This is a genomic window from Bacillus sp. 1A (assembly GCF_052682215.1).
Genome location: NZ_JBQYLZ010000001.1, coordinates 5279603 through 5294088 on the forward strand (window position 1 = coordinate 5279603; position 14486 = coordinate 5294088).

Consider the following 14486-nt stretch of genomic DNA (forward strand, 5'->3'; position numbering starts at 1 on the left):
GTACAACAAATAGAATTTGAGGTGTGCAAATTATGCTTTTTCCTGATTTAGCGAATAAAATTGTACGAGAAGTACGCAGATTAATTAAAGAAAATATCATTATCATTAATATACAAGGCGTTATTATCGCAAGTACAGATGTAGAAAGAATCGGCCAATTTCATGAAGGTGCACTCCGATGCGCGAAACAAAAGAAAACTGTCATTATTACAAAAGCAGATGAACGACGTTTGCAAGGCGTAAAGGCGGGTATGAACCTCCCCTTACTATTTCATGACGAAGTAATTGGTGTCATTGGAATTACAGGCGAACCTGAAAACATTTCGCAATACGGAGAAATATTACGTAAAATGACCGAACTACTCATTCACGAAAACTACTTTTTAGAACAACTAGAACTTGAACACCGTTCTTATGAAGCATTTGTCTTTGATTGGCTTCAAAATACAGACTGGTCTCCAAGCTTTCTCGATCGCGCAAAAACACTTGGTATTGATTTATATAAGAAGAAACAACTTATTTTGTTCTCTATCGATCAAAATGACACGATGCTTCAGCGTAAGATTTGGCAACACGTACGCAATCTATTAACAAAGGAGCATCTATTTGTTCGTTGGGGAAATGATCGATTCATTTTATTTACAGCCACAAACTCCAAAGAGCAAACGTATCAATTTTTAAAAAGATTAAAACAAGACTGTGAAACTTTGTTTTCTATTCCTTTATATATTGGGATTGGACAATCCGTTACTCCAATTAATATGAACTTATCGTACGAACAAGCATTACAAGCTCTTTCCGTATCACTTGAAACGAAAAAAATTGTATTTAATGAAGATTTACGTTTAGAAATGTGCTTACAAGATATTTCTGCTGAAACGCGGGAACAGTTTCTAAGGCGCACCATCGAAAACTTACTATCATCTCCTGAGCTTATGCACACTTTACGCTTATTTATTGATTATAACCAATCCTATAAACAAACAGCTGAACAATTACATATACACATTAACACATTGCATTACAGACTTAAAAAAATTGAGGAGCATACAGGACTTGACCCGAAACAATTCAAAGACTTAAACATTTTATACTTCTCGCTCCTCTTATTAGATAATCACACAAAAAAGAATGATAAAAAAGATTAATCTTTAGATGATTATACATAGAAAGAATCCCCCAACTTTTTTATCATTATAACGAAAGCACTGTTACAACGTTTTTTATGATGACTAAATACGTTAACAGTTTGAGGGGGATTTCCAATGTTAGAAAAGCAAATTATTCATTCATTCGTATCCATTGTTGGCGAAGATAATGTAGATACATCCAATATGGGGCGTTTAACGTATAGTTATGATGCCACTCCAAACTTCCAAGCAATGCCTGATGCAGTCATTGCGCCTCGTAATACAAATGAAGTAGCTGAAGTGTTAAAAATATGTAACACTCACAAAATTCCTGTATATGTTCGTGGTTCTGGAACAAACCTTTGCGCGGGGACATGTCCACTTGAAGGCGGTATCGTCCTTATCTTCCGCCATATGAATAACATTTTAGAAATTGATGAAGAGAATTTAACAATTACTGTACAAGCTGGTGTAATTACACTTGATATTATTAAAGCGGTAGAAGAAAAAGGTTTATTTTATCCACCAGATCCAAGCTCGATGAAAATTTCTACAATCGGCGGTAACATTAATGAAAACTCAGGTGGATTACGCGGATTAAAATATGGCGTAACACGTGATTATGTGATGGGTCTTGAACTTGTCTTACCAAATGGCGATATTATTCGTACTGGCGGTAAATTAGCAAAAGATGTAGCCGGTTACGATTTAACTCGTTTATTTATCGGTTCTGAAGGAACACTTGGCGTCGTAACAGAAGCAATATTAAAACTTGTTCCTATGCCTGAAACGAAGAAAACGATGCTTGCACTATATGAAGATATTAATGAAGCTGCACGTGCTGTTTCTTCTATTATTGCAAATAAAATCATTCCAGCGACACTTGAGTTTTTAGACCAGCCGACAATTGAAGTAGTAGAAGAGTTTGCACAAATCGGTTTACCAACTGATGTAAAAGCAATTTTATTAATTGAACAAGACGGTCCACCTGAAGTTGTCAATCGAGATATTGAAAAAATGGCTAACGTTTGCCGCTCTATGAATGCAGTCGATGTTCGCATTGCAAAAGATGAAGCGGAAGCAGATGCACTTCGGACAGCTCGCCGTAGTGCACTATCAGCACTTGCAAGATTAAAACCTACTACAATATTAGAAGATGCAACGGTACCACGCTCACAAATAGCTCCGATGGTTGAAGCTATTAATGCGATTGCAAAAAAATATAATATTCCTATTTGTACGTTTGGGCATGCTGGCGACGGCAACCTACACCCAACTTGTATGACAGATGCTCGTAATGAAGAAGAAATGCACCGAGCTGAACAAGCTTTTGCTGAAATATTTGCGAAAGCAATTGAACTTGGTGGCACAATTACTGGTGAACATGGTGTTGGTGCGATGAAAGCTCCTTATTTAGAAATGAAATTAGGTAAAGAAGGTATTGCTGCCATGCAAGGAATTAAACAAGCCTTCGATCCAAATAACATTATGAACCCTGGCAAGATGTTCGCGAAAGACACTCGCAAAAGAGTGGTGGTTGAGCGATGACAACATTAAATAAAGAAAACATTCAAAAAGAATTTAAAGAAAGATTAAGTGAAGATGAACTACTAAACTGTATGCGATGCGGTTTCTGTTTACCTACTTGTCCTACTTACATTCAATCTGGATATAAAGAATCACATTCACCACGAGGACGTATTGCATTAATGAAAGCGGTCGTTGACGGTTTAATTGAACCAGATGAAGATGTTGAAAATACATTGAATGTTTGCCTCGGCTGCCGTGCTTGTGAACCTGTTTGTCCATCAGGTGTAAATTACGGACATTTATTAGAAGAAGCTCGTGATATTATAAATCAAAACAAAAAGTTCTCGGTGCCAGTGAGAGCCGTTCGTAAAGTCGTTTTTGAAGGGCTCTTCCCCCATCAAAATCGAATGAGAACATTAACAGGGTTAATCGGATTTTACCAACGTTCTGGTTTACAAACACTAACACATAAAATGGGTATTATGAAGTTATTCCCTGAAACACTTGCAACAATGGATCTCGTTTTACCAAAAGTCCCTAAAATGAAGGCAATGAAAGATCGTCCTGCATTTTTACCTGCTGAAAGTACAAAAAAGAAACAAGTTGCATTCTTCACAGGCTGTTTAATGGATACGATGTTTTTAGAAACAAATAACGCAACGATGAAACTTCTTCAGTTAGCTGGTTGTGATATCGTTATTCCGAAAACACAAAGTTGCTGCGGTGCATTACATGGGCATGCTGGTGAAAAGAGCGGAGCGAAAGAATTAGCGAAACGAAATATAAAAGCATTCGAAGATTTAAATATCGACTATATTATTACGAATGCAGGTGGTTGCGGAGCTTACCTCGTAGACTACGATCATCTTTTAAAAGATGATCCACAGTGGGCTGAACGCGCAAAGCAGTTTGTTTCTAAAATTAAAGATATTACTGCTATTCTAGTAGAACTAGATTTCCATAAACGAAATGACTTACGACTTCCATCGCAAATTATTACGTATCAAGACTCTTGTCATTTACGCAATGTTATGCGAACATCTTCAGAACCTCGTATGTTACTAGAAGCAATTCAAGGCGCAACATATCGTGAAATGAAAGATGCGGATCGCTGCTGTGGTTCTGCTGGTATTTACAATATTGTTCATTCAGAATTATCCATGGAATTTCTAGATTATAAAATGGACCGTGTACATGAAACAGAAGCAGCAACTATTGTTACTGCAAATCCAGGTTGTCTACTACAAATGAAATTAGGCATTGAACGAGAAGGAATTTCTCATAAAATGAGAGGAATTCACATTGTAGATTTATTATTAGAAGCATTTGAAACCAACTCGTAATAACTCGTAACATACGTAATAATAGGAAAACGGCTATCTCCTTCGTCTATGTAAAGAGATAGCCGCTTTTTTGTCCGCTACAATATTAAAAATATGTTACTTTATTATAAAAAAGAACAACAGATACATTACAGTTTTGTAAAAATCAATCCAGTATATTCCTAAAAAAAACTCTCAAACCATTGATACAATAGGATTCTTCATTTTCTGTTTAGGTAAATTCATCCAAAATACCCCTCTTAAAACGAAGTATAAAAATGCTGAAAATTCCTTTTATACTCTATGTTTCTCTTATTTTTCCTCTTTTCCCCTCTTAGGATAAATTAGGTAAATTTTAAGTCTATGAATTTTTTTCCATCTTTTTTCTCACAAAATCTATGCTACGATGAATTTGTCAGTCAGACAGGCTGTCAAAAACAAATCGTGTGAAAACAAATTAAAACTTTATATAGGGGGACACACATTATGAAAAAGCGTGTTTTATTATCTGTAGCTGCTGCAACGGCTCTTACTTTAGGAGTATCTTCTCTAGATGCACAAGCTGCAACAGTACAACCATCTAACGTAAAGGTTCAAAATATTCAGCATTCAAAAGTGATGATGAAGCAAATGAGCCAACAAGAATTACAAGCATTCTTACAATCTATGGGCGTGGAATCATTAGCACAATGGCAACAAGGAAACTTCCAACCAAATTGCATTATTCCTGGTCAACAACCAACTGAAAATGTTGTAACTGAGCAACCAACAGCTAAGCCAGAAACTCAAAAGCCTGCTGAGCAAAAACCAGTTGAACAAAAGCCTGCTGAAGAAGTTCAAAAACCAGAAGCTCAAAAACCTGCTGAAAACAACAATACTCAAAAACCTGCTGAACAAAAACCAGCTGAGCAAAAACCTGCTGAAGAAGCAAAATCTTTAAGCGAATTCGAACAACGTGTTGTTGAATTAACAAACGCTGAACGTGCAAAACAAGGCTTACCAGCACTAAAAATCGATACTGAATTAAGCAAAGTAGCACGTGTTAAATCTGAAGATATGCAGAAGAATAACTACTTTGATCATAACAGCCCTACATACGGGTCTCCGTTTGACATGATGAAGAAATTTGGTATTTCTTATACATCTGCAGGTGAAAACATCGCTCAAGGCCAACGTACACCTGAAGAGGTAGTACAAGCTTGGATGAACAGTGCTGGACACCGTGCAAACATCTTAAATAACGGCTTCACTCACATCGGTGTTGGCTATGTAGAAAGCGGCAACTACTGGACACAACAATTTATTACGAAGTAAATAGATTAAAAGAGTCTTCTCATAATGAGAAGACTCTTTTTTATGTTTCATAACTTTCTATTATGTATGAGTATAAAATGTAAAACATGAACAAAATAGAACCACTACTTATTACACTAAGTAATACATAAAACCCCCACTTCAAGTTCAAAAATAATGAAAATAATATACTACATGCCATCATTTGAAAAATCCGCCTACTCACTAAACGGATCTTTTGTAATTTGATTGGGTCTTTTTCCGTACTCTGAACTTGTTTAAACAACTTACTAAGCATAAAAAGAAACATACTAATCCCAATTGTTAGTCCTGTTTGAAAGGATATCATACTTCCAAAATTAATAAAGAGAATGAGCATATGGATAAACAACATAAATAAAGTAATCGTCTTTAGAAATCCACTTATAATGACATGCTCGCCTTCATTAAACTTATATATATTATGTGAAATAACATACATCAATCCATGTAAAAAAATAAGAAAAAAAGGAATAAATGCTATAACAACTTGTTTACTCATAAAATCGTTCGGCCCACCATTTTCATCCCAATGTACAGCCATCTCATTTGGTAAATATGGATAGAGGCATAGAGTAACTAAAAGACAAACGAAAAATATTCCTAGTATGTATTTATATTTGACCAAGCAATTCTCACCTCTCTTTTCTCTTAACGGCTTCGCTTCTTTTAGAGAAATTCCTGCAAGAATCTACTTTTCTCAAATTTAAACTTACACTTTACGCATTCATTCTTTGAAATTCTTTCATTGTATCATTTAATTTTGCAGGGAATGGTACATCCACTTCGATCTCTTCTTTCGTAATTGGATGTAAGAAGTTTATCTTCATCGCATGTAATGCTTGCCTGGACATATATTGCGTTTGTCCACCATATAATACATCCCCAACTAATGGATTACCATGATAGCTCATATGAACACGAATTTGATGGGTTCTACCTGTTTCTAATTGTAACGTTACGAACGTAACATTTTGGTTTTTAAAATACTTCTCTACTTTATAAAAAGTGATAGCTTGATCTCCCTTTGGAGAAACACGTCGTCTCGTCGCATGATGGCGATCTCTTCCAATAGCTGCGTCAATTGTTCCTTGCTTACCTTTTACTTTCCCTTCCACAAGCGCCGCATATGTTCTTTTAATTTTTCGTTCCATTAATAAACGATCCATAATTGCACCAGCAATTCTATGCTTAGCAAACACGACACCACCTGTCGTATCTTTATCTAACCGATGAATATGACGAACCTTCGTCTCTAAACCTTGCATTTGAAAATGAAAGGCAACAAGGTTTGCAAGTGTTCCCGTTCCACCTTTTTCCGCAGGATGCGTATCCATCTTCTCAGGCTTATTTACGATGAGTACGTGATCGTCTTCATATACTACATCTAATTCACCATATTCAGGCTCTACATCGTATTCTTCTTCCATAAACATATGTACTTGTAACTTATCGCCTTCTTTTAAAAGCTCATTCCATCTTCTCTGTTCTCCGTTAACGGTAATACCTTTTTCCATACGAAGCTGATGTAACAACTTTTTCGGTATTTCCCATTCTATTTTTAATAACGAATCAATACTTATGCCATTCCATTTCGCTGGAACAGTAATTTCGCACCATTCGCCCTTCTTCTTCGTTTCCATACTGTATCACCTTATTTCTATTGATTCTCTCATTGTAACGGAAAATACAATTTGATGCACCGTCAAAAATAGAGGACAGTCTTATAGTAGACTGTCCTCCTCACGCTCTACGCCGTTTCATTTCCTGCAATACTTCTTCCGCTTTTTGCTCATACGATAAATCTTTAAAGAAATCCGCCAATCTTTTATAATCATTATACGTATCTAATAAGTCATCAATTTTTTCTACTTTCATCACTTGTTGTTTTTGCTTCATTTTTACTGGATAACGATAGCCCGATACCTCTTGTATTTTGTAATACTCATCCTCTACTTGAATGACCTTTACAAGTTCCTCCTCTTCCGCATCCATCGTATACCCATCAAAATCTCTAAGTAATTCATAAATGATATGAGTCCATTCATCTTTTGGATAAAATCCTTTTTCTAATCGATAACCGACAATGCGATACATATGCCCATCGTTTTCTGCAAACTGTACTGTATCATTTAGCTTAAACTTAAAATAACGAAACATTGCCTTCACCTACTTATATGTAATGTTCTTATCACATACTATTTGCAAAATGTAGGCCTTGCTATTCATAAAAAAATACTCATCTATAAGATGAGTATTTTTTACGATGATTTTTCTCTTTTCTTTCGAAATGGTAACCACCAGTTCCAATCTCCAAACAGTTTCATTAAACTTGGTACAAGCATAAGACGAATAATTGTTGCATCAAGGAATATTGCTAATGCAACACCAAGCCCCATTTGCCGTACTGGTAAAATATCAGTAAAGGCGAACGCACCTGTTACAACAATCATAATTAACGCAGCTGATGTAATGATCCTACTTGTTGACACAAGTCCTTCTAACGTCGCTTGATCATTATCTCCTGTTTCTTCATATAACTCATGAATACGTGAAATAAGAAAAACTTCATAATCCATACTAAGCCCAAATACGAGACCGAAAATGAAGATTGGTAAGACAAATAGAACAGGACTCGCTTCTAAACCAAAATGCCCACCTTCAAATAACCAAACAACAATTCCAATTGTTGCGCTTAAACTAAGTATATTCATAATAATCGCCTTAATTGGAATGAGTATAGATCGGAATGCAAATAATAATATAACAAAGGTCGATCCAAATATAACAGACATACCAATTGCAACTTTATCTTTAATTTCATCTTCTAACTCTTGTTGGAACGTCGTCATCCCGCCTAAATAATACGTAACATCTGTTTCTTTATAATTTTGTTTAAAATCACGAACCCACTGTTTAGCAGTTTCAGTACGTGGTTTTGTTTTCAAAAAGATTTCTATCGTCGTCTTATTTCCTTTCGTATACGCTTCAAATATAGGAGCTAGTTTCGCCGCTTCTGGCGACTCTAACATTCCAGCAACTTGATCTGCTTTCATACGAGTTAACCCGTCGTATAAGCTTCTAACTTCATATACTTTCTTATCATCTTTTAACTTTTGAACGACTTCTTCTATCTTTTGTAAACTTTCTTTTTCTTTCATATCTTTTTTCGTCTCTACCACTAACGTAACATCAGCATGTTTTTTTGCAGTTTTATTAAATGCCTCTTCGTACTTCTCATATGCAATTCTTGTATCACTTTGTTTAGGTAGAGCTTCTACGTCAGGGAACTGCAAATTAGCTGTACGTAACGGTAATAAGCAAATAACAATAAACGTTGTAACAATAATAATCATTGCGATTGGATGTTTCATTACAAATTGCGCAAATTTACGCCACGCCTTTGCCGGCGTATGTGCTACTTGATTCTTTTTTAATATTCGTTTCCCAATTAATGATAATAGGGCTGGAAGAAGTGTGAGTGAGAATAAAATACTCATAATCACAACAATCATTCCGCTAATTGCGACAGACTGAATATAATCGATCTTAAAGAAAAACAAGCCGGATAATCCAACAAATACACATAATCCTGAAAATACGATAGCGCGCCCTGCTGTTTGATATGTAATTGCTATCGCTTCTTTTACCGTTCGCTTTGCAACTTCCTCTCGAAAGCGATTTACAAATAATAGCGCAAAATCAATAGATAGCGCAAGTCCAATCATCGGTGCAACATTTAACACAAAGATAGATAGTTCCTTATCGCTACCTATAAAGTATAATATGCCCATCGTACTAATAACACTAAGTGCCCCATTTACAATTGGTAAAATAGATGCCAAAAGGCTACCAAATGAAAATAGTAATACGAGAAATGCAATTGGTAATCCAATCATCTCTGCTACTTTTAAATCATTTTGCGTTCTTTCATTAATCTCTTGATTAATTTTTGGAAACCCTGTTGGTATTACTTTTAGTGCTGCATTACTTTCTTTTTCGATTTTATCAGCAAATTGCAATGTCTTTTCCATTCGTTCTTTATTTGTTTTCCCGGAAAATAAAATTGTCGCATAGCCGATATCATCTTGTAACATTTCTTTATTTTGCACTGGGTGATGGAAAGATTCATATGTCTCTTTCTCTTGTACATTCTTTACAATTCCCTCTACTTGCTTTTGAAATTCCTCATGTGAAGCACCCTTATTTTTTTCAAAAACGAGTAGAAGTGTGTCTTGAGACCTCTTAAAATCTTTATCTAAAATTTCTTTCGTTTTTTGATAGTCCCCTTCCGTTTGGAAACCATCACCGCCTAATACTCCCGGCAGCTTTGGAGCGAAAATACCGAGTGCGATCGCAACCAATAGTAACGCTACAATTACTGTATAACGAAACTGATACAAAAAAGCTCCTAATTTCCCCCACTTATCTACTTTATGTACATTTGTTTTCACACATTTTCACCTACTTTAAATAATTCAATTGTCATTTATACTGTATCACATCTTCGTACAAACAAAAAACGTCTGGAAACGCTATAATGATAGTTTTTCCAGACGTTTTTTATCCCGCTTTAATGGGCAGTAAGACCCCCACCTCAAAATTCAGCGAAAGCAAAGAATTTAGGTGGGGGATCAACTGCCCATAAAAGTCCGATTGGTTCAACTAATAATCAGTGGGGATGAAGAACCCCCCCCACTGATTAAAGTTTCACTTTATCTCTCTTTATTAAGTCCCAATCTCTTGGTAAGTAAACGATGGCAGTAAATCGCCATAATTAACAAAATACCACCTACGCAATAACCAGCTAAAATATCAGTTGGATAATGTACATTTAAAATAACTCTACTTAATCCAGTCGATACAATTACAATTCCCATCAAAATCGTTATAACATATTTTCCAGTTACACTCTTCAAATTTGCCGCAATAATATAAGTAAGAAACCCGAATGTCATAATAGATAACATTGCATGTCCACTAGGGAAGCTATACCCAAGCGCATCCAACGTTTCATTTAACGATGGGCGCTCCCTTTTCACAATTTCTTTTATCCCTTTATTAACAAGATGTGTTATTAAAATGCCCATTGGATACACGATCATCGCAGCATAATAACGTTTTCTCCAAAAAACAAGTAAACTTATAGCCAGCGTAGTTACGATCCCGATAGCAGAACCTAATTTTGTATAGTGTGAGAAAAATGTAAGCGAACCTTCTGTTTGTAATCCTTTTACTAATGCTCGGACATATGTATCCATCACTGTAACGCCACCCGCATGTACGCGCCAAGCAACAATGCCAAATACAGCAAGTAATAAAACGATACATACTACCTCATATTGATGCAACTTCTTTTTCAAGCGATTTCCTCCTACTATGAAAAAATGCGATTTCTATTTTAGAAACCGCATTTCCTTACTTATTTACCTTTTGTTTTTAACTCTGTCCAGTAACGATCATAGTCTTTTAGCTTATCGTCTACATCAACAAGCCATTCTGTACGATCTAATTCTTCTTTCGTTAAGAAGATCATATGATTATCACGATATTCTTTACTATGAAGAGGATGAGCTTTTTCATTAGGATTACTGTATCCAATTGACTCGTAGTTTTTCACACTTACTTTTTCATCTAATAAGTAGTTCATAAACTTCTCTGCAAGCTCTTTGTTTTTCGCACCTTTTGGAATTGCTAACGTATCAGCCCAAATTGTGCCGCCTTCCTTTGGTACAACGTACTCTACATCTTTATTATCTTTTGCGATAAATGCTGCATCTCCAGACCAAACTGTTCCGATCCAAGCATCTTCTGTAATGAATTTTTGTTTAATATTATCTGTATCAAATGCTAATAAGTTTGGAAGCAGCTTCTTTAAATCATCTGCTGCTGTCTTTAACTGTGTATCGTCTTTCGTGCTGTTTGAGAATCCATGCTTCTTAAGACCCATACCTAATACTTCACGAGAATCATTTAATAAAGTTACATGCCCTTTATATTTCTCATTCCATAGGTCAGCCCAGCTTGTAGGAGCTTCTTTCACATACTTTTTATTGTATGCAATACCTGTTACGCCCCAAGTATATACTAAAGAATATTTATTCTCTGGATCAAACGCCGGTGTTTTGAAGTTAGAAACCATATTTTCGATATTCGGGATATTCTTTTTGTCTAACGGCGCTAATAAATCCATTTTCGCCATTGTTTTAACCATGTAATCAGACGGCTGAATTAAATCATACTTCGCGCCACCTGCTTGTAATTTCGCAAGCATTTCTTCATTACTTGCATACTTATCATAGTTAATTTTCACGTTATATTTCTTTTCAAAATCTCTTAGCACTTGCTCATCAAAATTGTCAGCCCAGCTATAAATGTTTAACTCTTCTTTCTTTTCACCACAACCAGCAAGTACACCAGCAACAAGGCTAAAGCTAATTGCTGCGCCGGCTAATCTTTTCATTAATTTCATCGGTTTATTACCTCCTCGTACTTTCTATATCGTTCGTATTATAAAGGAAGGTGTCCTCCAGAGTTTTCTTCACCATCTGCACCTTTGTTACGGAAGACTTCAGATAGAACCATTAATCCTACGATAGCTACAATTAAAATTGTAGAAAGTGCATTAATTTCTGGTGATACTCCGCGCTTAACCATACTGTAAATGTATAATGGCAATGTTGTTGATCCTGGTCCTGATACGAAGAAACTAATTACAAAATCATCAATTGATAATGTGAATGTTAATAATGCGGCTGAAATAACTCCTGGTGCAATTGCTGGGAACGTTACATAACGAAACGTTTGCCACGGCGTTGCTCCTAAATCATTCGCAGCCTCTTCTAAATCACGTCCCATACCAGAAAGACGTGCTGCTAAAATAACGACAACAAATGAAATACTAAATGTAATGTGCGCAATAATAATTGTTGTTTTGCCAAGTTCCATACCTAATTGACTAAATAAGATAAGTAAAGATAATCCCATTAAAATATCAGGAATTAAAATTGGTAAATACACAAGACCGTTAATAGCCCCTTCATAACGATATTTATAACGATGTAATGCAATAGCGAAAATCACACCAAGAACTGTCGTTACAACCGTCGTTACGATCGCAATCGTCATACTATTTACAAACGCATCAATAACATCTTGCTTTTGAAATAAATCTGTATACCAATGGAATGTAAAACCTTCCCATTCCGCATTAATGCGAGAATCATTGAAGGAATATACCATTAAAACCATCATTGGAAAATACAAGAACAATAAAATTAACCAAGAATAAGAAACTAAAAACTTCTTCATCTTTGCCTATTCCCCTCCGTTCCCATCATATTTATATACTTTCGTTGCACGATAATATAAGTAAATTAACAGAACAGAGAATAGAACAACAATCATAGATAACGCAGATCCAAACGGCCAGTCACGCGCTCCTAAGAATTGATTTTGAATTACGTTTCCGATTAACGCTACTTTCGATCCACCCATAACGTCTGATACAACAAACATTCCGATAGAAGAAACAAACACTAAAATAGAACCAGTAGCAATCCCTGACATCGTCATTGGTACTGTTACATTCCAAAATGCCTTTGCTGGTGTTGCTCCTAAATCATAAGCTGCCTCTAGCTTACGCTTATCAAGCTGCTCAATCGCTGCATACACCGGTAAAATCATAAATGGTAATAAAGAATAGACCATTCCGAGTATTACAGAAGGTGTGTTATATAGTAAATTTAAAGGTTCACTTATAATACCTAGTTTCAATAGCAATGTGTTTACAAGACCTTGTGAACGTAAAATAACAATCCATGCGTATGAACGAACAAGGAAGTTAATCCAAAACGGGATCGTTGCCAATAATAAAAGAATTGAACGGTATTTGCGATCAACAATTGTAATTGTATAAGCAAATGGATAACCAATTACTAAACAGATTACTGTTGTAATAACTGCAATCTTAACAGTTTCCCATAACGTTCCCATGTATAGTGGATCAAACACACGAGCTATATTCTCTAACGTAAATTGCATTTCCACTGTTCCGTATGCTCCGCGCTGCATAAAGGCAAATGCCAATACAAACAGAAGGGGAATTAGGAAGAAGATTAACAGCCACGCGACTGTCGGTAGTGCGAGTAATTTCCCCTTTTTCAATTTAAGGTCACCTCGTCCTCTTGCTCCCAGCCTACGTATACATTATCTCCAATGCTCCACTGCGCTGCTTCTTCAGCAGTTTGATATGCCATTAGTAATTCTGATGTTTTCTCGTCACGTACATACAGCTTTTCCATATTTCCAACAAACTCAACGTCTTCAATATGTCCAAGATGGTATTCTTTTAAAATCGGCTCTTCAACCGAACGTACTTTTACGTTTTCAGGGCGAATTGCTACATAGCCTTCCCCGTTTTTCACAATATTATTTTCACCGATAAATGTCGCAACGAACATTGTTTTCGGCTTATTGTAAATTTCTTTCGGCGTTCCAATTTGCTCAATATGTCCTTTATTCATAACGACAATACGATCACTCATGCTCATCGCTTCTTCTTGATCGTGCGTTACGTATATGAATGTAATTCCTAAATTACGTTGTAAGTTTTTCAATTCACGTTGCAAATCTTTTCTTAACTTAAAGTCTAACGCCCCAAGTGGCTCATCTAGTAATAATACACGCGGGTTATTTACAATCGCTCTCGCAATTGCTACACGCTGCTGCTGTCCACCAGAAAGCTTTGCAGGTTTACGATTACGGAACTCAAGTAACTGCGTTAAACGCATTGCCTCTTCAGCACGCTCTTTCTGCTCTGCTGCCGGTACTTTCTGCATTTTCATACCGAAACAAATATTTTTCTCCACATTCATATGTGGGAATAGCGCATAATGTTGGAACACTAAGTTCATATGACGCTTATATGGTGGCAAATCGTTAATCTTTTCATCATCTAATAAAAGATTCCCTTTAGTTGGCGTTTCAAAGCCTGCGATCATGCGAAGTAACGTTGTTTTCCCGCAACCACTCGGCCCTAAAATCGTTAAAAATTCCCCTTCTTTAATGTCTAAAGAAAGAGGTGGGATAATCACTTGATTTCCAAAATGTTTTTCTACTGCTTCAACTTTAATAATCTTTTTCATTTTCCCGTCCTATCTACCTTAAATTT

13 protein-coding genes are annotated in these 14486 nt (G+C 36.0%); 4 read left to right on the forward strand and 9 right to left on the reverse strand.

Annotated features, from left to right (window positions below; all coding sequences use genetic code 11):
• Positions 1-32 precede the first annotated feature (32 nt).
• From ACUN0F_RS27050 to ACUN0F_RS27065, 4 genes are all read left to right on the forward strand, one after another.
• On the forward strand, positions 33-1148 hold the full coding sequence (locus ACUN0F_RS27050; RefSeq protein ID WP_264461832.1) for a CdaR family transcriptional regulator: 1116 nt from the start codon (positions 33-35) through the stop codon (positions 1146-1148).
• 117 nt (positions 1149-1265) lie between these two features.
• The gene (gene glcD / locus ACUN0F_RS27055; RefSeq protein WP_046957068.1) at positions 1266-2678 is read left to right on the forward strand and encodes a glycolate oxidase subunit GlcD; all 1413 of its coding nucleotides are present in this window, start codon (positions 1266-1268) and stop codon (positions 2676-2678) included.
• Complete coding sequence (locus ACUN0F_RS27060; protein WP_000209653.1) at positions 2675-4003, forward strand: (Fe-S)-binding protein; 1329 nt, start codon at positions 2675-2677, stop codon at positions 4001-4003. Before glcD ends, ACUN0F_RS27060 begins: the two co-directional genes overlap by 4 nt.
• Positions 4004-4468: 465 nt before the next feature.
• On the forward strand, positions 4469-5296 hold the full coding sequence (locus tag ACUN0F_RS27065) for a CAP domain-containing protein (RefSeq protein WP_000747605.1): 828 nt from the start codon (positions 4469-4471) through the stop codon (positions 5294-5296).
• Between the two features lie 40 nt (positions 5297-5336).
• Here ACUN0F_RS27065 and ACUN0F_RS27070 read toward each other — a convergent pair whose 3' ends face one another.
• From ACUN0F_RS27070 to potA, 9 genes are all read right to left on the reverse strand, one after another.
• Positions 5337-5942 (reverse strand): DUF1648 domain-containing protein, encoded by a 606-nt coding sequence (locus ACUN0F_RS27070; RefSeq protein ID WP_098149908.1) that lies wholly within the window; start codon positions 5940-5942, stop codon positions 5337-5339.
• 91 nt (positions 5943-6033) lie between these two features.
• Entirely contained in the window at positions 6034-6957 is a 924-nt protein-coding gene (locus ACUN0F_RS27075) for an RluA family pseudouridine synthase (protein WP_000448332.1), read from the reverse strand.
• 100 nt (positions 6958-7057) lie between these two features.
• A complete protein-coding gene (locus ACUN0F_RS27080) occupies positions 7058-7474 on the reverse strand; it encodes a hypothetical protein (RefSeq protein ID WP_000490295.1) in 417 nt (138 codons plus the stop codon).
• Positions 7475-7575: 101 nt separating this feature from the next.
• Positions 7576-9768, reverse strand: a complete 2193-nt coding sequence (locus ACUN0F_RS27085) for an MMPL family transporter (RefSeq protein ID WP_046958244.1) — start codon at positions 9766-9768, stop codon at positions 7576-7578.
• A 261-nt stretch (positions 9769-10029) separates the two neighbouring features.
• Positions 10030-10677, reverse strand: coding sequence for a phosphatase PAP2 family protein (locus ACUN0F_RS27090; protein ID WP_445540455.1), 648 nt, complete (start codon positions 10675-10677; stop codon positions 10030-10032).
• A gap of 59 nt (positions 10678-10736) precedes the next feature.
• Complete coding sequence (gene potD, locus ACUN0F_RS27095) at positions 10737-11786, reverse strand: spermidine/putrescine ABC transporter substrate-binding protein PotD (protein ID WP_000772499.1); 1050 nt, start codon at positions 11784-11786, stop codon at positions 10737-10739.
• Between the two features lie 38 nt (positions 11787-11824).
• Positions 11825-12625: a spermidine/putrescine ABC transporter permease PotC gene (potC, locus tag ACUN0F_RS27100; RefSeq protein ID WP_264461830.1), complete on the reverse strand. Its 801-nt coding sequence runs from the start codon at positions 12623-12625 to the stop codon at positions 11825-11827.
• Between the two features lie 6 nt (positions 12626-12631).
• Positions 12632-13480: a spermidine/putrescine ABC transporter permease PotB gene (potB, locus tag ACUN0F_RS27105; protein ID WP_000715495.1), complete on the reverse strand. Its 849-nt coding sequence runs from the start codon at positions 13478-13480 to the stop codon at positions 12632-12634.
• Entirely contained in the window at positions 13477-14460 is a 984-nt protein-coding gene (gene potA, locus ACUN0F_RS27110) for a spermidine/putrescine ABC transporter ATP-binding protein PotA (RefSeq protein WP_000720323.1), read from the reverse strand. The genes potB and potA overlap by 4 nt, the downstream gene beginning before the upstream one ends.
• Positions 14461-14486: the final 26 nt, after the last annotated feature.